General features: G+C 62.2%; 16 protein-coding genes. 7 read left to right on the top strand and 9 right to left on the bottom strand.

All coding sequences use genetic code 11. The features are described from left to right. The first annotated feature begins 66 nt into the window (after positions 1-66). Both ACW5XD_RS17050 and ACW5XD_RS17045 read left to right on the top strand, forming a co-directional pair. Positions 67-2,073 (top strand): methyl-accepting chemotaxis protein, encoded by a 2,007-nt coding sequence (locus ACW5XD_RS17050; protein ID WP_456495881.1) that lies wholly within the window; start codon positions 67-69, stop codon positions 2,071-2,073. A 262-nt stretch (positions 2,074-2,335) separates the two neighbouring features. After that, entirely contained in the window at positions 2,336-2,626 is a 291-nt protein-coding gene (locus ACW5XD_RS17045; RefSeq protein WP_456495880.1) for a hypothetical protein, read from the top strand. 61 nt (positions 2,627-2,687) lie between these two features. On the opposite strand, the gene ACW5XD_RS17040 is transcribed toward ACW5XD_RS17045, so the two are convergent. Together ACW5XD_RS17040 and speA are read right to left on the bottom strand one after the other, a co-directional pair. Next, positions 2,688-2,876, bottom strand: coding sequence for a hypothetical protein (locus tag ACW5XD_RS17040; RefSeq protein WP_042865725.1), 189 nt, complete (start codon positions 2,874-2,876; stop codon positions 2,688-2,690). Positions 2,877-3,164: 288 nt separating this feature from the next. Further along, positions 3,165-5,066, bottom strand: a complete 1,902-nt coding sequence (gene speA / locus ACW5XD_RS17035) for a biosynthetic arginine decarboxylase (protein ID WP_043135196.1) — start codon at positions 5,064-5,066, stop codon at positions 3,165-3,167. 144 nt (positions 5,067-5,210) lie between these two features. Here speA and ACW5XD_RS17030 point away from each other — a divergent pair, with 144 nt between their 5' ends. From ACW5XD_RS17030 to ACW5XD_RS17020, 3 genes are all read left to right on the top strand, one after another. Beyond that, positions 5,211-5,549: a hypothetical protein gene (locus tag ACW5XD_RS17030; RefSeq protein ID WP_456495879.1), complete on the top strand. Its 339-nt coding sequence runs from the start codon at positions 5,211-5,213 to the stop codon at positions 5,547-5,549. Between the two features lie 595 nt (positions 5,550-6,144). Then, entirely contained in the window at positions 6,145-7,368 is a 1,224-nt protein-coding gene (gene pepT / locus ACW5XD_RS17025) for a peptidase T (protein ID WP_456495878.1), read from the top strand. 143 nt (positions 7,369-7,511) lie between these two features. Beyond that, on the top strand, positions 7,512-9,281 hold the full coding sequence (locus tag ACW5XD_RS17020) for a lysophospholipid acyltransferase family protein (protein WP_456495877.1): 1,770 nt from the start codon (positions 7,512-7,514) through the stop codon (positions 9,279-9,281). A 55-nt stretch (positions 9,282-9,336) separates the two neighbouring features. Here the strand turns inward: ACW5XD_RS17020 and ACW5XD_RS17015 are convergent, their stop codons facing one another. The 4 genes from ACW5XD_RS17015 to ACW5XD_RS17000 all read right to left on the bottom strand — a co-directional run bounded on the left by ACW5XD_RS17015 (position 9,337) and on the right by ACW5XD_RS17000 (position 12,342). Then, positions 9,337-9,648: a SelT/SelW/SelH family protein gene (locus tag ACW5XD_RS17015; RefSeq protein ID WP_456495876.1), complete on the bottom strand. Its 312-nt coding sequence runs from the start codon at positions 9,646-9,648 to the stop codon at positions 9,337-9,339. Between the two features lie 88 nt (positions 9,649-9,736). Then, the gene (locus ACW5XD_RS17010; RefSeq protein ID WP_456495875.1) at positions 9,737-10,858 is read right to left on the bottom strand and encodes an adenosylhomocysteinase; all 1,122 of its coding nucleotides are present in this window, start codon (positions 10,856-10,858) and stop codon (positions 9,737-9,739) included. A 186-nt stretch (positions 10,859-11,044) separates the two neighbouring features. Then, on the bottom strand, positions 11,045-11,782 hold the full coding sequence (locus ACW5XD_RS17005) for a hypothetical protein (protein WP_456495874.1): 738 nt from the start codon (positions 11,780-11,782) through the stop codon (positions 11,045-11,047). Continuing rightward, a complete protein-coding gene (locus ACW5XD_RS17000) occupies positions 11,782-12,342 on the bottom strand; it encodes a YceI family protein (RefSeq protein ID WP_456495873.1) in 561 nt (186 codons plus the stop codon). Before ACW5XD_RS17000 ends, ACW5XD_RS17005 begins: the two co-directional genes overlap by 1 nt. Before the next feature lie 110 nt (positions 12,343-12,452). On the opposite strand from ACW5XD_RS17000, the gene ACW5XD_RS16995 reads away from it, so the two are divergent. Beyond that, a complete protein-coding gene (locus ACW5XD_RS16995) occupies positions 12,453-13,355 on the top strand; it encodes a LysR family transcriptional regulator (protein ID WP_456495872.1) in 903 nt (300 codons plus the stop codon). A 14-nt stretch (positions 13,356-13,369) separates the two neighbouring features. Here ACW5XD_RS16995 and ACW5XD_RS16990 read toward each other — a convergent pair whose 3' ends face one another. Continuing rightward, positions 13,370-13,807, bottom strand: coding sequence for a hypothetical protein (locus tag ACW5XD_RS16990; protein ID WP_456495871.1), 438 nt, complete (start codon positions 13,805-13,807; stop codon positions 13,370-13,372). A 66-nt stretch (positions 13,808-13,873) separates the two neighbouring features. On the opposite strand from ACW5XD_RS16990, the gene ACW5XD_RS16985 reads away from it, so the two are divergent. Then, positions 13,874-15,604, top strand: a complete 1,731-nt coding sequence (locus tag ACW5XD_RS16985; RefSeq protein WP_456495870.1) for a formate--tetrahydrofolate ligase — start codon at positions 13,874-13,876, stop codon at positions 15,602-15,604. Between the two features lie 85 nt (positions 15,605-15,689). Here the strand turns inward: ACW5XD_RS16985 and ACW5XD_RS16980 are convergent, their stop codons facing one another. Together ACW5XD_RS16980 and folE are read right to left on the bottom strand one after the other, a co-directional pair. After that, positions 15,690-17,345, bottom strand: a complete 1,656-nt coding sequence (locus tag ACW5XD_RS16980) for a methyl-accepting chemotaxis protein (RefSeq protein WP_456495869.1) — start codon at positions 17,343-17,345, stop codon at positions 15,690-15,692. A gap of 404 nt (positions 17,346-17,749) precedes the next feature. Further along, positions 17,750-18,406, bottom strand: coding sequence for a GTP cyclohydrolase I FolE (folE, locus tag ACW5XD_RS16975; protein WP_456495868.1), 657 nt, complete (start codon positions 18,404-18,406; stop codon positions 17,750-17,752). Between the last annotated feature and the right edge of the window lie 217 nt (positions 18,407-18,623).

Here is an 18,623-nt window from a genome sequence, read left to right as displayed (position 1 = left end):
CGCCGGCTAAGGGTAATATCCAGCCATCGCGGTGCACACCCGCCACTTCGGGTATCGAGGCTTCACATGAAATGGATTTTCACCCCGGCCATCCGGCTGGGCAATCAGCTCTCCTTCAAATACAAATTCCTGCTCTGGTCCTGCCTGATGTTGTTGCCACTGGCCTACAGCATGACCAACCTGCTGGGGCGATTGCAGGATGACAACAACCTGGCCCGCAGGGAGCTGGCGGGCGTGGTCAAGCTGGCGCCTGTTCCCGCCATCGAGCAGGCCCTGCTGACCCATCGCAATCTGGTCACCCGGCACGCCTATGAGCAGGCCCCGGCCACCGAGGAGGAGGTCAAGGTGGCGGCCCGGGCCGTGGAGGCCAGCCTGGCCGCCTTCGCCAACACCAAACAGAGCAACCCCGCCTTCGACGCCCTGGCGCAAGGCTGGTCAAGCCTGCAGAACGAGGCGCTCACCCTGGAGGTGGAGCAGAGCAACCTGCGCCACGACAAGCTGCTGACCGAGGTGCGCCACCTCTACAAGAGCACCACGGCCGCCAGCAGCCTGATCCAGGATCCGGCGCTTGGCACCTACTACATGGTGATCCTGGCCAGCGAGCGGCTGCCCCAATTGCGCGATCTGCTGGCCCAGGTGCGGGACAGGGCCGCCACCATAGCCGACTTCGGCCTGTTTCAGGCCGAGGGCTACAGCGGCCTGCGCTTTCGCCTCGATCTCATCAGCGCCACCCTGCAGGAGCTGGAGGCCGACTTGACCCTGCTCTACCAGATAGCTCCCGCCTACCGCACCGAGCTGGGCCAGCAGACCGATGCCCTGTTGCAGCAGCTGCGCCAGGGAGTCGATACCCTGGAAAACAAGATGATGAAGGATCAGCTGGTACAGCTCTCGACCAAAGAGGTGCTGGCGCTGGGGGATGGCATGGACACCGCCATCACGGCACTGGCTGCCCAGGTGCGCCAGCGGCTGGAGGCAGATCTGCACCAGCGGCTGGCCGCCAACCAGCGCCACTTCTGGTGGGTGACGGCGCCGCTGACCGCCATACTGCTGCTCTATATCTATCTGATGATCGGCGCCTACCTCTCCCTGCGCGGCACAGTGGGCCGGGTGCGGGAGATTGCCGCCCGGGTCAATGCCCAGGATCTCAGCCAGCAGATCGAGATCGTCGGCCAGGATGAGCTGGCTGACATCAGCCGGGATTACAACGTGACGCTGCAGACGCTGCGCACCCTGATGCTGCGGGTGCGGGAAAACGGCGTTACCGTGGTGGAAAGTGCCGCCGACATAGAGGCGCGCACCTGCCGCTCCCAGGAGGTGATTTCCGATCAGCAAGGGGAGACCCACCAGGTCGCCACCGCCATCAAGGAGCTGGCCGCCACCTCCCACGACATGGCGGGCAACGCCCTGCAGGCCGCCCGCATGACCCAGGAGGCGCAAACCGTGGTCGGCCAGGGCGAGGCCGTGGTCGAGCGCACCATAGCGGCCATCGACCACATCAACCGCGAGGTGCTGCGCACCGCCGACGCCATCGGCCAGCTGGAGCAAAGGTGCAGCCAGATCGGTGGCGTCATCAGCGTGATCCGCGGCATCGCCGAGCAGACCAACCTGCTGGCGCTCAACGCCGCCATCGAGGCGGCGCGCGCCGGCGAGCAGGGACGCGGCTTTGCGGTGGTGGCCGACGAGGTGCGCTCCCTTGCCAACCGCACCCAGGGGGCGACCGTCGAGATCCAGCAGATGATAGAGCAGCTGCAGTCCGGCGCCCGCGCCTCGGTCAGCGCCATGTCGTCGGCCAGCCATGAGGCGCAAGAGGGGGTCGGTCTGGCCCGGGAGGCGAAACAGGCCTTTGGCGCCATTACCGAGAAGGTGGATCGCATGGTCGATACCAACTCCGTCATCGCCAGCGCCATCGAGCAGCAGGGGGCCGTGGTCAACGAGATAGAGCGCAACGTGGTGCGCATCTCGGATGGCAGCGACGAGGCGCTGCAGGTGGCCAACGCCGCCCGCGATGCCGCCCGCCAGATCCACCAGCTCACCGAGCAGATGCGTACCATGGTGCAGAGCTTCACGCTCTGACGCCGGTTGATGGCTCGTTCGACAACCCTGCCGCCAGCCTCCTGATGAGGCTGGCTTTTTTGTTTGCCCTGCCAGGCAGAGCCCATTGTTTTGTCTGGCGAAAAAAGTATCGACTACCCATTGTGCGATGCGGTGGAAGCAGGGTAATCTTCAGCCACAACAAGATTCGAACGTTACCTTTTTTGCCTGCAAGAGGCCCGGGGATCAATTCGACAAGATGAAGGTCACATCATTTATCACCCGTTCAGGCGAGGAATCGCAGATGGCCAGATACCAGTTTTTTACCGTCCCGGCATCCAACCGGCAGCAGTACACCTTTGTCGACATGGCCTCCCCCACCTTTCTGATTGAGAAAGAGACGCTGCTGGCGCAGGGGTTCGAGGTGGAAGAGGATTTTATCGATGCGCACAGCCGGGAAGAGGCGGTGGAGAAGTACAGATCCAACTTCCTCTACGTGGCCGATGAGGTTGGCAAGTCAGACAGCAGCTACGCCGCTGCGAGTGCCCTGATGGAGATGGGCAAGCAGCTGTTCGAGCGCAAGGCAAACGGCTGACGGAGAAAAACAGAAGGTGGCCATCGCGGCGCATTGCCCGATGGCCATCAGACAGCCCGGCTCAGAAGCGGGCCAGTTGCTGGAGCATGGCGATCAGCTCCTCCTCGCTGCTGGGCTCATAGGCCAGCTCCAGTCTCGGTGCCGCGCCCCCCATCAGCATGTAAACTTGCGTGCTGCAGTGGTCATAGTGATACCACTTACCGTCGATACAGACGTCGGTATAGCATCTCGGGTCCCTTTCAAGTTCCATATTCACATCCTTTTGTTACATACCACCAACATCACTCCTGACCGTAAAATAACCCGCCCGCGGCAGGCTTGATGCAGATCAAGAGAAGAGGTGGACTGAGGCCGATATCTGCCGGTTCCGGGCCTTGAGCACCCTACTGCAAATATCCACTACTCAAATGACGATGTCCGCCCCGCCTACCGCACGCCGCAAGAGGATGGCGATGCCATCAACAAAAACGGCGCCCGAAGGCGCCGTTTTTCATTCCCGTCTTTTTGTGTCCACCGACGGGGCGAACAAGCCAGAGGCTTATTCGTCTTCCAGATAGGCATAGCCTTGCAGACCCAGCTCCAGCTCGTCAAGCAGGGCCTTGCGGGTCGCGTCGTCCAGCGCCGGGTGGGAGACGATGCGCTGATAGTTCTCGCGAATGACGGAGGGGTCGATGTTGACGTAACGCAGCAGCTGATCGACGGTGTCGCCGCGCACCACGTTGCGAATGTCCATCTTGCCTTCGTCATCGAGCCACACTTCTGCGCAGTGGGTGTCACCGAACAGGTTGTGCAGATCCCCCAGGATCTCCTGATAGGCACCGACCAGGAAGAAGCCGACGTGGCACACTTCGTTCTCGGCGTACTCCGGCATCGGCAGCGTGCTCTCGACACCCAGACCGTCGACGTAGTGCTCCACCTGACCGTCCGAGTCGCAGGTGATGTCCATCAGGATGCCGCGGCGGCTGAGCGGACGCTCGAGACCGGTCAGCGGCATCACGGGGAACACCTGGCCGATACCCCAGGCATCCGGCAGGGACTGGAACAGGGAGAAGTTGGCAAAGCACTTGTCGGCCAGTTTCTCGGAGAGCTCGTCAGCCAGCGCGCGGTGGTTGCGGTTGACCGGGTTGAGCAGCTCTTTGAGCGCCAGACAGGTGTTCTGGTGCAGCATCTCGGCCCAGGCGCGTTGCTCCAGGTTGAGCAGACCCATGGTGTACTGGGTGTTCACGTCGCCCAGATCCGCCACCGAGTCGTGGAAGATCTCCAGCAGGGAGGGATCTTCGCTGCGAAGATCCAGCCAGCCTTTCCACATGTTCTGCAAAATGGTGGGGGCGTCGTCATCCGGTGCGCTGATGTCGCTCATCTCCACCCCTTCGGCACCAATCAGATTGGTGACCAGCACGGCGTGGTGGGCGGTGAGGGCACGGCCGGACTCGCTGATGATGGTCGGGTGCGGCAGGTCGAACTCGCGGCACACATCGCCTATGCCCCACACCACGTTGTTGGCGTACTCGGACAGGCTGTAGTTGGCGGAGCAGTGACTCTGGGAGCGGGTGCCCTCATAGTCCACACCCAGACCACCACCCACGTCGACCACGTCGATGGGCACGCCCAAACGACGCAACTCGGAATAGAAACGGCCGCACTCGCGGATACCGCCCTGGATGTCACGGATGTTGGCGATCTGGGAGCCCAGATGGAAGTGCAGCAGTTGCAGGCAATCCAGCTTGCCGACACTGCGCAGGCGCTCGACCAGCGCCAGGATCTGGGAGGCGGAGAGGCCAAATTTGGACATGGAGCCGCCGCTCGATTCCCACATGCCGGAGCCGGTGGAGGCAAGCTTGGCACGCACCCCTATGTTGGGCTTGATGTTGAGGCGAGCTGACTCGTCCAGCACCATTTCCAGCTCGGAGGGTTTTTCCACCACGATATAGACCTTGTGGCCCATCAGGTTGCCCAGGAGGGCGTGGCGGATATATTCGCGGTCTTTGTAACCGTTGCAGACGATCACCGAGCCTTGCTCATGGTGATGGGACAGCACGGCCAGCAGTTCCGGTTTGGAACCAGCTTCCAGGCCAAGCCGGGGCTTGTCGCTGTAGGACTGGCTAATGGTCTCGATGACACGACGCTGCTGGTTTACCTTGATCGGGTAAACGCACAGGTAGTCCCCTTCATAGCCTGACTTCTCGATGGCCTGACCAAAAGCGTTGAACAGCGCATCGACCCGACTCTTGAGGATGTCGGGGAAGCGCAGCAACACGGGGGTGGTCAGCCCGGACTGACGCAACTGTTCGATGGCATCAGAGATGACGATGTGTGCGTCAGGGCGTGACTTGTCGGGAGCGACGGTCACATGACCGGCGTCATTGATATTGAAAAAACCCGCACCCCAGTAGGGAACGTTGTAGACCTTCAAGGAGTCCTTGCTGGACCAGTTAGTCATGGGCTATGCCTCGCAAATGAGCGGCCAGTGGCCGCCTTCGTTACCCTCAATCACATCCAGACCATCTAGTGCAAAGCGTGGCGAGCCAAGGCTGCCTGCTGGCGCCTGGAAAGTCATACGTCCAAGCCCGCGGCGCAGGGCCGCTTGACCTCGACCGTGACTCTCTGTCACATCCAGACCATCTCTTTGCACATCGCGGCAAGCCTGTGGCTGCCTGGTGGATTTTGGGAAGTAACGAGTCTTGATGTGGGGCTGGTGGCTTTACATCAAGCTCAACGGTATGCGGTGCTGTGCAAACAGCGCCGCGGTACTTTGATGACAGACGACATCAGCCACGCCGTCAGTTCATCATTCGGCCGCATCACGACGACAAGGGAGGTTTCAAAGAAGAAAGCGAAGGCGCCAGCACGCAAGCGTGTTGATGGACGACCACGACCACAGCCCAACTCAACACCAGTGACCGCCCATGACAAGGGAAGATGATGAGCCATTGGCTCACTCGGTCAGATGGATAATGAGTGTCCGTTGTTCTCCCTGATACCGGAGCCTAACCGGTATTAAAGAAACCATACCCCAGCAGTGTCTGTCGTTTCTGCGTGCCTCGCCCTATAGGCGTATGATCTTTCAGGTTTCTGGCGGCCTCTGCCTGCTTCAGGGTTACCCTTGGATCGGCGCGGAGTGTACACACTTACCGCCAGCGGTGACAATAAAAAATAGTGTTCAAAATCCCCTTTTCATAAGGCGATCAAATCTTGCTGCCAATGAGGCTGGCACTGGGATGCCGAGGTTCGTCTGCAGGTCATTCTTGCCCCTGAAAATAGCGCGGGATTGGCCCCCTCGGGCAGAGCCCTAGTGACACCACGTCGGACACCTCATTGAGCCTCATGGCAACACGCTTAAAAATGCTGATTATTAGACACTTTATTCCGCATAGGACATCTGTGACCGCTGTTTACTCTACCTTACACACTTCACGCCACATCTTCGCCAAAAAGTGCGGCAAAAACTGCGCTGACTCAATAAGCGCCCCGGCAAGATTGGCCACAATGGCCCTTCACCACAGGTTTGAGGCTTGCCAATGGATACCCTGCTTGAGCGTTTTCTGCGTTACGTGACTTTTCATACCCGCTCCGATGCGACCAACCCCATCTGTCCCAGCAGCGAGGGGCAGCTGATCTTCGCCCGCGCCCTGCAAGGTGAGATGCAGCAGATGGGGCTGACCCAGGTCACCCTGGACGAGCACGGCTACCTCACCGCCTGCCTGCCGGGCAACCAGCCGGATGCCCCCGCCATCGGCCTCATCGCCCACATGGATACCGCCGACTACGAGGCCGAGCAGGTGGTGCCCCAGATCATCGAGAACTATCAGGGAGGGGACATCTGTCTGGGCAAGGGGGACGAGGTGCTGGCCATTCGCCAGTATCGCTGCCTGAAAAACTACCTGGGCCAGGATCTCATCACCACGGATGGCACCACGCTGCTGGGCGCCGATGACAAGGCCGGCATCGCCGAGATCCTCAGCGCCATCGCCCATCTGCAGGCCCACCCCGAGATCCCCCGCGGCGACGTCTGGGTCGGCCTCACCCCGGACGAGGAGATAGGCCGCGGCGCCGATCTGTTCCCCTTGGACAGATTTCCGGCCAAGTGGGCTTATACCGTCGATGGCGGTGAACTGGGCGAGCTGGAGTATGAAAACTTCAACGCGGCCAGCGCCACTGTGCGGTTTGTCGGCAACAACGTGCACCCAGGCACCGCCAAGGGCAGCATGATCAACAGCCAGACCCTGGCCGCCCGCTTCCATGCCGCCATGCCCCCCGAGCAGACCCCGGAGGCGACCGACGGCTACGAGGGCTTCTTCCACCTGGCCCAGATGAGCGGCACAGTGGAGGAGAGCACCCTGCATTACATCATCCGCGATTTTGATGATGACGCCTTCGCCGCCCGCAAGGCCCAGCTCAAGGAGCGGGTCGCCTCGTTGCAGCTGGATGCCCCCAAGGCACGCATCGAGCTCACCCTGACCGACAGCTATCGCAATATGCGCAACCAGATCGAGCCGCACATGCATATCGTCGAGCTGGCCAGGGCCGCCATGCTGGCCGCCGACGTAGTGCCCAAGATCAAACCGATCCGCGGTGGCACGGATGGCGCCCGCCTCTCCTTCATGGGCCTGCCCTGCCCCAACCTGTTCACCGGTGGCCACAACTTCCACGGCAAGCACGAGTTCATCCCGCTGCAATCCATGGAGAAAGCGGTCGCCACCCTGGTGGAGCTGGTGCGGCTGACCTCGGCCTGGCGCGGTTAATCGGGTAGCCAGCGCTACCATGACCACAAAGAGGGGAGCCGGTTAACCGGCTCCCCTCTTTGCCATCAAACTGTCATCCCGCTGCCATGGCGCGGGAACAGAAGGGCGTCACGCTAGGGCAACGACTCATCGGAGCCCAGCCCATGTTCAGCGTCGATATTCTGCTACGACAACACCTGCCCCACCTCTCGGACAAGATGCCGCTGCCCCCCCTGCTCGGCCGGGGCCTGCGCTGGCTGTTGCACGAAGAGGCCTTCCAGCACTTTGCCGGCCGCTACCCCCATCTGCGCGGACTCGATTTCGTTGAGCAGGCGCTGCAGCAGCTCGATTTTGACTACCGGGTGAGCGAGACACAGCTGGAGCACATACCGACCTCGGGTCGGGTCATTATCGTCGCCAATCACCCCATAGGCTCGCTGGACGGGTTGGCCCTGCTGCGCCTGCTCGGCCGCATCCGGCCGGACGTCAAGATAGTAGCCAACCAGCTGCTGGCCCAGCTGGCGCCGCTGCGCCCCTTGCTGCTGCCGGTGGACAACCTGGGGGGCAAGACGGAGAGGCGGGCCATACTGGCGATGAGTGAACATCTGGCGAGCGAGGGGGCCCTGGTTATCTTCCCCGCCGGCGAAGTATCGCGCCTCGGTCCCAAGGGAGTGAAGGATGGCCCCTGGCAGGGGGGCTTCATCAAACTGGCCCAGCGTACCCGCACTCCACTAGTGCCGATTCATCTGGGCGGGCGCAACGGTCTGGGTTTCTATCTCGCCGCCTGGCTCAACAATGCCTGGGCGGGCCTCTTGCTGGTCAAGCAGCTGTTTCGCCAGCAAGGCGGGCGCATTGCGGTCACCATAGGGGCGCGCATTCCGCCGGCCAGCCTGGCCGGACTCCCCGCCAAGACGGCGGCGCAACTGGTGCGCAGTCATCTCTACCGGATCGGCAAGGGCAAGCGGGGCAAACTCGCGACCGAGGCCCCCATCGCCCTGCCGGAGGAGCGCCGTCAGCTCAAGCAGGCCATCGAGGCCTGCGAGGCCCTCGGTCACACCCCGGACGGTCAGGGGATCTACCTCTATCGGCGCCATGAGCTGAGCCACTCGGTGATCCTGCGCGAGCTGGGGCGACTTAGGGAGATCGCCTTTCGCGCCGTGGGGGAAGGCTCGGGCAAACGGCGGGATCTCGACGCCTTCGACGATGACTACCACCACCTGATCCTGTGGGATCCGGCCCGGCTCGAGATCATAGGCGCCTACCGCTTCGCCCCCGTGGCCGAGCTGATGGCGAGCAAGGGATTGGCGGGCCTCTACAGCCATACCCTGTTCGGTTTCGAGGAGAAGCTGCTGCCCAGGCTGGAGCTCGCCATCGAGCTGGGCCGCAGCTTCATCCAGCCCGCCTACTGGGGCAAGCGGGGGCTGGATTACCTCTGGTTCGGCATAGGTGCCTACCTGGCCCGCTATCCCCACTACCGCTACCTGTTCGGCCCTGTGTCGCTGTCCGGCGGTCTGCCGCCGGCGGCCAAGGATCTGCTGGTGAGCTTCTATCGCCAGCACTTTGCCCCCGCACTGGCGCTGGCCCCCTCCCGTCGTCCCTACCCCCAGACGCAGCCGCTGTTCGAGGGGCAGAACTACGGCGCCGATCTCAAACACCTCAAGGCCCGGCTCGACAATCTGGGCTGCGCCATCCCCACCCTCTACAAGCAGTATTCCGAGCTGTGCGAACCGGGCGGCGTGCAGTTTATGGACTTTGGCACAGACCCCGACTTCAACCACTGTATCGACGGTCTGGTGTGGGTGGACGTGAGCCGCATCAAGCCCCACAAGCGGGCCCGCTATATCGGCAGTCTAATGAGTGACCCGAGCCGCACTCAGCGTGCCACGCCGACCGCCACCGTCGAGCGCGGCGGCACATCCTCAGCCGCGGACTGACCAACAACAAACAGGGAGGCCGCAGCCTCCCTGTTTGTCGTGCCATCCACCGCCATCACTCTGCGGCAGGTTTGCGATCCGAGTGGCCCAGGTCCCGCTGTGGGGCGATAACGTCGCGCACCCGCTGCTTGATCTCCTTGGCCTCGGGGAAGCCCTCGTCGGTCACCCGATCCCACACCAGCACCCCGTCCACCAGAATGCGAAACTCCCCCTTGCTGGCCGGCACCAGCGCCACCTCGCCCAGATCGCTGTCGAAGGTGGAGAGCAGCTCCTGGGCCAGCCAGGCAGCCCGCAGCATCCAGCGACAGAGGGTACAGTAGCGGATCTCGATACGGGGCTTGCTGATGGGGGTTAACGACTCTGTCATTGGGTGACTCCATAAAAATCGGCCAGCGCGGAATGGGAATAATGATGGCCCGCCATGCTTGCTGCAATCGCAAAAAACACAGCCCGGCTCACTGGTTGACCCCGTGAAAATCGCTTAGCCAGTGACGGGCTATGGTGCGCATGGTCGACTGCGGCAGATCGAACAGGCCAGGGGCCAGGGGTTGCTGCGCCAGCTGACGCACCCCTTCGATGATCTCCGCCAGCACTAGATAAACATATTCGCCGATGACGGCGCCGTGGACGAAATTGACCGCCTCCCCCCGGTTGAGCAGAAAGATGCAACTGCCATCGGGCCGGGTCAGTGCCAGCACATGGGGGCACACCTCCTCGCTCGGCCAGGGCAGCTGGGAGAGACAAAACGCGAATTCGTCGTCGGCCGAAGTGACCGAAGCCAGCATGGCGCCGGGGCGCAACTGCTGCAAGTCGGCCAGGTCCAGCGCCCCGTTGCCGGTGGAGCAGATCACCAGCTCGGCCCGGCTCAACGCCTCGGCCTTGCCCACCAGCTTGAAGCCGTGGGAGAGCGCCTCCACCTGGCGCAGCACGTCAGTCTCCACCAGCTCCAGATGCAGGTTGCGGCACCTGAGCTCGCGGGCGATGCTGCGCCCCACCTTGCCGTAGCCGAACAGGGCAGCCTGGCAGACATTGAAGGTGCGGTTGAGGGTGCGGGCCAGGGATTCGGCGGAGTAGACCACGCTCAGGCCAATCTGGATATCCTCGGCCTGCTTGAGGGGGCTGCGCGCCACCGAGATGACAGGGGTGGCCAGCACCTCCTGCTCGTAACGCTGATGGCCGTTTTCGGTCATCTCCACCACCCCGAGTAAACGGGGGCCGAAATACTCGCTCAGGGTCGCCTGGGTTTTGGCGAAATAGCCACCTATGTCCAGGATGATCAACCGCTCGTGGAGGGCCACCAGCGGGGCGATGTGCTCTATCACCCCCTGTGGCGTGTTGGTCCACTGGCGGTTGAGCGGCAACACGGGGTAGTGCTGCTGGGCCCAGGTCAGGGTTGGTCCGTGCACTGACTTGGGTTTGGGCAGGATGGCGCCGATCCGCCCGATCTGATCGAGGGCCTGAATAAACTGGGGGCGATCGGGAAGCAGATGAGTAACCAGCAGGATGCAGAGACCGTCGAGGCGTCCCTGCTCGGTGAAATGGCGAAAAAACAGATGCTCAGATCCTTGACTGCGCAACTGTGGCCTCCTTAGCGCGCCGCAAACAAGCAGGCAAACAGAACCCGGCATGACCGGGTTCTGTGTGTGTCCAGATAATTGAAAATCCTTTTTATCTGAATCCACAAGGGGGCTCAATCTTTATCTGTGCAGACTATGACGAAGTCGTCAACTTTTTGGTTAATTGACTGTTTTTTATGCAAAAAATCAATACAAAGAGGCCTCTGGCCACACCTTCCACAGACTCAATCCAGTGCCGACTCCCGCCAGCAGGATCAGCAGGGCCCAACGCTGGATCCAGGGCTTGTTGCGCAAGGCCCACTCCAGCAGCGGTAACAGCCAGACCGGCAGCAAGACCGCAAGCGGCACTTCCACGTATTGCCAGGCGAGCATCTGCATGAAGGCCAGCGCCAACCCGAGCGCGGCTGGCGCCGCCTTGACGCCGGCAAAGGCGCCAAGCAGGGCCCGGAAACCGGCAAAGGCAGCCAAGGCTCCCGCCAGCTGGGCAATCAACAAACTGCCGTCGATACCGATCACCAGCGCCAGCCAGATGAAGCCGAGCGCAAAGCCCAGCCCCTCGCGGCTGTCACCGTGCAGCTCGCCCCAACCGAGCCAGGCGATGGCAGGCAGCAGCGCCAACCAGATGCGAGGTTCACTGCTCAGCACAGAGGCCAGCCCCTGCCACCACACCAGAGCGGCGAGCACCCCGAATAGCAAGAGCGCGGCCCGCTTGTCAGCCAGTTGCGCCGCCATCACCGGCACCAGCAGGGTCAGCGGCAACCACTGCCACGCCTTGACCGGCAGCCCGTAGACACCGCCCAGCAGACAACCCACCAGCCAGAGCGCCAGGGCGCCCCACAGATACCCCAGTCGTGGCCAGCGCCATGACAACAAAGCGGCCCCCAAGGGAGCCGCCAGGGTTTGCAACAGGAGTGCTGCGCCCATTACTTGCGCACGCCTTCGACGAACAGGTTGATGCTCATCTCATCCGGGATGTTCGGCACCATGTAATTCACGCCAAAGTCACTGCGCTTGATGGTGGTGGAGGCGTTGAAACCGCTGCGGTAACCGCCCCAGGGATCCTTGCCCTCGCCGATGTGAACCAGCTCGAGTGCCACAGGCTTGCTGACGCCGTGCAGGGTCAGGGTGCCTTTCAGCACGCCCTTCTCCTTGGTGCCTTCATAACCGGTACTGACGAAGGTCATCTTGGGGTACTGCTTCACGTCCAGGAAGTCCGGGCTGCGCAGGTGCTTGTCGCGCGGCTCGTGGTTGGAGTCCACGCTGGCGGCATCGATCTCGAAGCTCGCCTTGGCCGCTGCCGGGTTGGCGTCGTCCATGCTGAAAGTGCCGCTGAAGGTGTTGAAACGACCCACCACCTCGGAGAAGCCGAGGTGACCCACCTTGAACTGAACCGTGGTGTGCGCAGGATCGATATCGTAATCGGCCGCCATCAGGGGAGCCGCCATAAACAGGCAGGATGCCAGCAGGGCCTTGGTCATTTTCATCCGTTCGTTCCTTCATATTGGGGGTTCACAACAACAACCAAGATGCTAACCTCCATATCGGAATAGATAATCAGCGATTTATTAAAATAATTATCAACTGAGAGTGAAAGATGGACCAGATAGCCGCCATGCGCACCTTCATCAAGGTGGTGGAGTGTCAGAGTTTTACCAAGGCCGCCAACCAGCTCGGCATCTCGGTCGCCATGACCTCCAAGCTGATGCAGCAGCTGGAGGAGTCCCTCTCCACCCGCTTGCTGTCGCGCACCACCCGTCAGGTCAACCCCACAGAGGCGGGCCAGTTCTACTACCAGCGCTCCCAGGCGTTACTGGCGGAGCTCGAAGAGACCCACAGCCAGCTGACCCGCAACAACCAGCAGCCCCAGGGTACCCTCAAGCTGTCGGTGCCGATGGACTTTGGCTACCTGCACCTCTCCCCCGCCCTGCCGCTGTTTCGCGAACGCTACCCGGACCTGAAGCTGGAGATAGAGTACAGCGACCGGCGGGTGGCGCTGGTAGAAGAAGGATTCGATCTGGCGCTGCGCATCGGCAACCTGCCGGACTCCTCCCTGGTGGCCAAGCCGCTGGCCATGATGCAACTGGAGGTGTGTGCCAGCCCCGCCTACCTGGCCCGCAAGGGTGCCCCCAGGACCCCGGAGGATCTCAAGCAGCACGACTGCCTCATCTACACCCTGACCCAGCCGGACTGGGTCTTCAAACGGGATGGGGAGCAGCTGAGCGTGCGCCCGCAGGGGCCGCTTCGCGCCAACAACGGCGTGGTGCTGACCCGGGCCGCCTGCGATCATCAGGGCATCATATTGCAACCCACCTTCATCGTCGGCGATGCGCTGCGATCGGGGGATCTGGTGTCACTGCTGCCGGAGTGGGAGAAGGGGCAGGTGGGCCTCTATGCCCTCTATCCGCACCGCCGTTTCGTCTCGGCCAAGGTGCGCTGTTTCATCGAATTCGTGCAGGAGCGCTATCTCGCCCCCCACTACTGGGATCGCAAAGAATAAGCCCGTGCCGGGATTTATGATGCGCAGGAGTCGGACTCTGGGGATGCTGGTTCGGCGGGCAGCGGCAGTTCGGCCACCAGCAACTGATCGGTCTGCATGATTTGCCAGCGCGGCAGGCGGCGCTGCAAGGTGGCAACTTGCTCCTCGCTCAAGGCATAGGGCAGAGTGATATGCAGGCAGTGGCAATCGAGCATGCCGGCCAGCTGCAACATCAGGATGAGATTGGCCTCATCCGTCTTGTGCTTGTTGATGCGCTTGCCCAGTTCGTGGCGAAAGTGGGTCTCGGGCTCCTGGGTCATTGCCTGCCAGCCATAACCGAACAGCGGCATGAAGGCACTGACGATGCCAAGGACGGTGAGCGGCCGCTTGGGCGGGTGATAGAGGGCGTTGAGATCCAGCAGTATGGGCGTTAGATGCAGCTCACGACTGCCGGATAAAATGTTATTACTCATTGGATAACCCTGTTGATTCCACTAGACTGCGCCGCATATTTGACCTGACATGCCAACGAGGTGCTGATGCTAAGCGATATCGAGATCTCCCGCCAGTCCCCCCGCCTTCCCATCCATGCGCTGGCCGAGCGCTTGCGCATCCCGGCTCAGCTGCTCAGCCCTCACGGTCACTACAAGGGCAAGCTCAGTCTCGATCTGCTCAAGCAACCCGCTGGCAAGGCGGGCAAGCTGGTGCTGGTAAGCGCCATCACACCGACGCCCCTTGGCGAGGGCAAAACGGTGACCACTCTGGGTCTCTCCATGGGGCTCAACCATATCGGCCAGTCCAGTATCGCCACCATACGCCAGCCAAGTCTGGGCCCGGTGTTCGGGGTCAAGGGGGGCGCCGCCGGTGGCGGCCACGCCCAGGTGGTGCCGATGGAGGAGATGAACCTGCACCTCACCGGCGACTTTCACGCCCTTACCGCCGCCCACAACCTGGCCGCCGCCGCCCTCGATGCCCGCCTGTTCCATGAGCGCAAACTCGGCACCGAGTTTACCGCCAGGACGGGGCTGGCACGGCTCGATATCGACCCGGCCAACATCCTCTGGCCGCGCACCCTCGACATGAACGATCGCGCCCTGCGCCATCTCAGCATCGGTCAGGGTGGCCCGAGCGACGGGGTGGAACGCCAGGATCGCTTCGTCATCACCGCCGCCTCCGAGCTGATGGCCATTCTGGCGCTGGCAAGCGATCTTAAAGACTTGCGCGAGCGCATCGGCCGCATCCAGCTGGCCCTCGATAGCCAGGGCCAGCCCATCACCGCCGAGCAGCTGGAAGTCGCGGGTGCAATGACAGTGCTGCTCAAAGACGCGCTGCAACCGACCCTGATGCAGACCACCGAGCAGACCCCTGTGCTGGTGCACGCGGGCCCGTTTGCCAACATCGCCCACGGCAACTCCTCGGTGATCGCCGATCGCATGGCGCTGCAACTGACCGACTATGTGGTGACAGAGGCGGGCTTTGGCTCCGACATGGGGCTGGAGAAGTTCTTCAACATCAAGCACCGCCAGTCCGGCATCACGCCAGCCTGCGTGGTGCTGGTGGCGACGGTGCGCGGCCTCAAGGCCAACAGCGGCCTGCTCGACATCCGCCCCGGTCAGCCGCTGCCCGCTAGCCTGCTGGGGGAAGACTTGCCCACCCTTGAGAAAGGCTGCGCCAACCTCGCCTGGCATATCAACAATGCCCGCCGTTATGGTGTGCCCGTGGTGGTGGCGGTCAACCGCTTCCCCACCGACAGCCAGGCCGAGCTGGATCTGCTGATGTGCGAGGCGCGCCAAGCTGGCGCCTGCGGCACGGCCATCTCCAACGCCTTCACTCAAGGGGGCGCGGGTGCCAGCGAGCTGGCCCGTGCCGTGGTCGCCGCCTGCAAGCAACCGAGCAAGATCACCCTGCTCTACCCCGATGAAATGAGCCTCAGTGCCAAGCTCGCCACTCTGGTGGAGTGCGGCTATGGCGGGCGCGGTGTCCTGCTCTCTGACAAGGCACGCCGCCAGCTGGCGGCGCTCTCGGCCGCAGGCTGGGATCACCTGCCCATCTGCGTGGCCAAGACGCCGCTCTCCATCAGCCACGATCCCGCCAGGAAGGGAGTGCCGACCGATTTCGAGGTGCCCATCGACGAGGTGAAGCTGTGCGCCGGTGCCGGCTTCGTCTATGCGCTGGCGGGCCCCATCATGACCATGCCGGGGCTCGGCAGCCTGCCGGCCTATCGTCATATCGACATCGACGATAACGGCGAGATAGTCGGCTTGAGCTGACGTTCTGCATGCTCAAGCTCGCCAGAAACAACAAGGCCCCGCCAATGGACGGGGCCTTCTGCTATCTGCAAGGTGGCAGCAAGATTTAGAGGGTAAAACGCTGGGTCATATGATGCAGCGAGGTCGCCAGCTTGCTCAACTCGACGCAGGCCTGGGCGGTCTGCTGGGCCCCCTGGGCGTTCTCGTCGGCGGCATTGTGGATGTTGACTATGCTGCGGTTGAGCTCCTCGGTCACCGCATTCTGCTCCTCGGTCGCGGTGGCGATCAGGGTGTTCATGTCGGTGATCTGGGTGACAGCCCCATTGATGGTATCTATGCTGCTGCCGGCATCCCGGGCCAGCCCGACACTCTCCTGCATCTGCTGACGGCTCAGCTGCATGGCGCTGCCCGCCTCGGCGGTACGCTCCTGCAACACTTCGATCATCTTGCTGATCTCTGCGGTGGAATTCTGGGTGCGCTGGGCCAGGGAGCGCACCTCGTCGGCAACGACCGCGAAGCCGCGTCCCTGCTCGCCGGCACGGGCTGCCTCGATGGCCGCGTTGAGCGCCAGCAGGTTGGTCTGCTCGGCGATACCGCGAATGACGTCCAGCACCATGCTGATATTGTTGCTGTCCTGCTCCAGCTGCTGCACCACTGCGCCCGCCTGTTCAATTTTGACCGACACTTCCTCGATGCTGCTGATGGCGCTGCGCACCACCTGGTTGCCCTGAGTCGAGGTGCGAGAGGCATCCTTGGCCGCACTCATGGCATCCGTGGTGTTGCGGGCCACCTCGTTGACGGTGGACTGCATCTCGTTCATGGCGGTGGCGACCTGGGAGACCTCGCTCTGCTGGCGAGCCATGCCGGTGGCGGATTGCTCGGAGATGGCGCTCACCTCCTCCACCGCGCTGCTGAGCTGGCTCACCGAGCCGGCAATTTCGCTCACCAGGTCCGCGAGCGCTCCCTGCATGCGATCGATGGCGGTGCCGAGCTGACCCAGCTCGTCACGCTTGAAGCGACCGCCGCGGATCCACTCCTGCAGTTCACCCTTGCCGAGATCACCGCTCGCGATGCGCTGGGCCTGGCGGGCCAGCATCACCAATGGATCGCGGATCTGGCGGGTCAGCACGGTGGACAGCACGACCGCCAGCCCCAGTCCCAGCAACAGGGCGATGATGATGCTCAGCTTGGCGCTGTCAAACGCCTCCACCACCTGGGTACGGGAGTTGACGGAATAGCCGTGGTTGATGCGGACCAGATCCGCCACCGACGTGGCCAGGTTGGTATAGAGGGTGATCCCCTCGCTCATGAAAAGCTGCTGGGCCTCGGCCAGTTGGCCGCCATCCTGCATCAGCCGGATGCGCTGGTGCAGGGCAACGTACTTGTCCCAGTTCTGCTTGACGATGTCGAAGGTACGACGCTCCTCCACATCCTCCGCCCAGATGGTGGCATCGTGCGCCTTTATCTGCCGCGCCGCATCTTGCAGGCTCTGCTCGCTGGCATCGCGGTAGTGGGCCTTCTGCTGCGGGTCGGCCGCCACCAGAAACACATCCAGCTCATACCGGCGCAGGGTATTGATGGTCTCACCCAGGGTGCTGGTGCGCACTACGGCGGGCAGTATGCTGTCGGTGAAGCCGATGGCCGCTCGGTTCATGTTGCCAAACTGCAGCAGCGAGAAGCCGCCAATGAGGGCCATCATCAGACCGAGCACGGCAAAGCCGGCGGTGAGTTTCTTGCCAATGGTCATGGTACTGGTATTCATGGCATGTCCTGGATATGAGTGAACCGATAACGCTCGTCTGAACCGTACGGATACGGTCCGCTGTCACCGCCTCCATGGCGGCTCATCCAGCCTTGATGAATATGTGTCCTTGCATGAACGAGGCGAACATTTTTGCAAAGTGCCGGGCGCCAGCCTGAATGAAGCATTGCGGGGGGCGACAGCAACATTTCGGTCGAGAGAGCCGCCGGAACATGACACCTTGCTGGCTTGCATGCACTCCCCAGGAGCGCGATCAAGCCATGACAAGGTATATCGACCGGGCCTGCCAATCCCTTGAGGAAAATTGTCGGTGCAGGCGTCCGCCAGCAACCAAATCATCAAGGGAGGCAAAAGGAGGCGAAAGCCAGGAGACATGCCGCAGGGGCGGCACGTCTCCTGGCGGTTCAGCCCTTCAGGCCGGCCAGAAATTCGGCGCGGGTATCGGGCTGGGTCTTGAAGACACCGCCGAGGGAGGTGGTGGTAGTGTAGGAGGTGGAGTCCATCACGCCGCGCGCCTTCACGCAGAAGTGGGTCGCCTTGATGCTGATGGCCACGTCCTTGGTGCCGAGCAGGGTCTGCAACGCCAGCAGTATCTGCTGGGTGAGCCGCTCCTGCACCTGGGGACGGCGAGCGAAGAACTGCACTATGCGGTTGATTTTCGACAGCCCGATCACCTTGCCGCGGGGGATATAAGCCACGTTGGCCAGCCCGTCTATGGTGACGAAGTGGTGTTCGCAGGTGCTGGTGAGACTGATGTCCCGCACCATGATCATCTCGTCCACCTTCATCTTGTTCTCGATCACGGTCACCTTGGGGAAGGTGCTGTAATCGAGGCCGGAGAAGATCTCGTTGACATACATCTTGGCGATGCGGTTCGGCGTCTCCGCCAGGCTGTCATCGGTCAGATCCAGCCCCAGCGTCTCCATGATGGCGCGCATGTGGCCTTCGATCTTCTCCCGTTTCTGCTGACCATCCAGTGTATTGGCCACCAGAGGTGTCTCGAGGCCCTCGGCCTCGAGGGCAGCCCTGACCAACAGGGCTGCCTGGCTTAAGCTCGTCATCTTGTTCCTCTCCCACGCTCAGGGACTGTGATGGCCGTCTTGTCTGTGACGGCATTCGTTGTGGCGCAATAGTAAACGGCGATTATTGTCATAATTCAAGCTAACTCAAGTCCGTCTCCTGACTTTATGTCAATCCGTCGGGTTTTACCCCTTGATGGCCTACCCCATACGGGGAGGATGTCAGAAGACGACCTCTCTTTCGTAACTCTCAGCGTCA

The sequence above is a fragment of the Aeromonas enterica genome (assembly GCF_054052465.1).
Note: the sequence above shows the minus strand (reverse complement) of the source record. Positions and strands in the feature narration are given on the sequence as shown.

What these genes read in the sequence shown, in the direction of transcription:
- ACW5XD_RS16980 (WP_456495869.1), bottom strand. Translation starts at nt 17,345, where the DNA reads ATGAATACCAGTACCATGACCATTGGCAAGAAACTCACCGCCGGCTTT.
- ACW5XD_RS16990 (WP_456495871.1), bottom strand. Translation starts at nt 13,807, where the DNA reads ATGAGTAATAACATTTTATCCGGCAGTCGTGAGCTGCATCTAACGCCC.
- ACW5XD_RS17015 (WP_456495876.1), bottom strand. Translation starts at nt 9,648, where the DNA reads ATGACAGAGTCGTTAACCCCCATCAGCAAGCCCCGTATCGAGATCCGC.
- ACW5XD_RS17020 (WP_456495877.1), top strand. Translation starts at nt 7,512, where the DNA reads ATGTTCAGCGTCGATATTCTGCTACGACAACACCTGCCCCACCTCTCG.
- ACW5XD_RS16995 (WP_456495872.1), top strand. Translation starts at nt 12,453, where the DNA reads ATGGACCAGATAGCCGCCATGCGCACCTTCATCAAGGTGGTGGAGTGT.
- folE (WP_456495868.1), bottom strand. Translation starts at nt 18,406, where the DNA reads ATGACGAGCTTAAGCCAGGCAGCCCTGTTGGTCAGGGCTGCCCTCGAG.
- pepT (WP_456495878.1), top strand. Translation starts at nt 6,145, where the DNA reads ATGGATACCCTGCTTGAGCGTTTTCTGCGTTACGTGACTTTTCATACC.
- ACW5XD_RS16985 (WP_456495870.1), top strand. Translation starts at nt 13,874, where the DNA reads ATGCTAAGCGATATCGAGATCTCCCGCCAGTCCCCCCGCCTTCCCATC.
- ACW5XD_RS17050 (WP_456495881.1), top strand. Translation starts at nt 67, where the DNA reads ATGAAATGGATTTTCACCCCGGCCATCCGGCTGGGCAATCAGCTCTCC.
- ACW5XD_RS17005 (WP_456495874.1), bottom strand. Translation starts at nt 11,782, where the DNA reads ATGGGCGCAGCACTCCTGTTGCAAACCCTGGCGGCTCCCTTGGGGGCC.
- ACW5XD_RS17000 (WP_456495873.1), bottom strand. Translation starts at nt 12,342, where the DNA reads ATGAAAATGACCAAGGCCCTGCTGGCATCCTGCCTGTTTATGGCGGCT.
- ACW5XD_RS17045 (WP_456495880.1), top strand. Translation starts at nt 2,336, where the DNA reads ATGGCCAGATACCAGTTTTTTACCGTCCCGGCATCCAACCGGCAGCAG.
- speA (WP_043135196.1), bottom strand. Translation starts at nt 5,066, where the DNA reads ATGACTAACTGGTCCAGCAAGGACTCCTTGAAGGTCTACAACGTTCCC.
- ACW5XD_RS17040 (WP_042865725.1), bottom strand. Translation starts at nt 2,876, where the DNA reads ATGGAACTTGAAAGGGACCCGAGATGCTATACCGACGTCTGTATCGAC.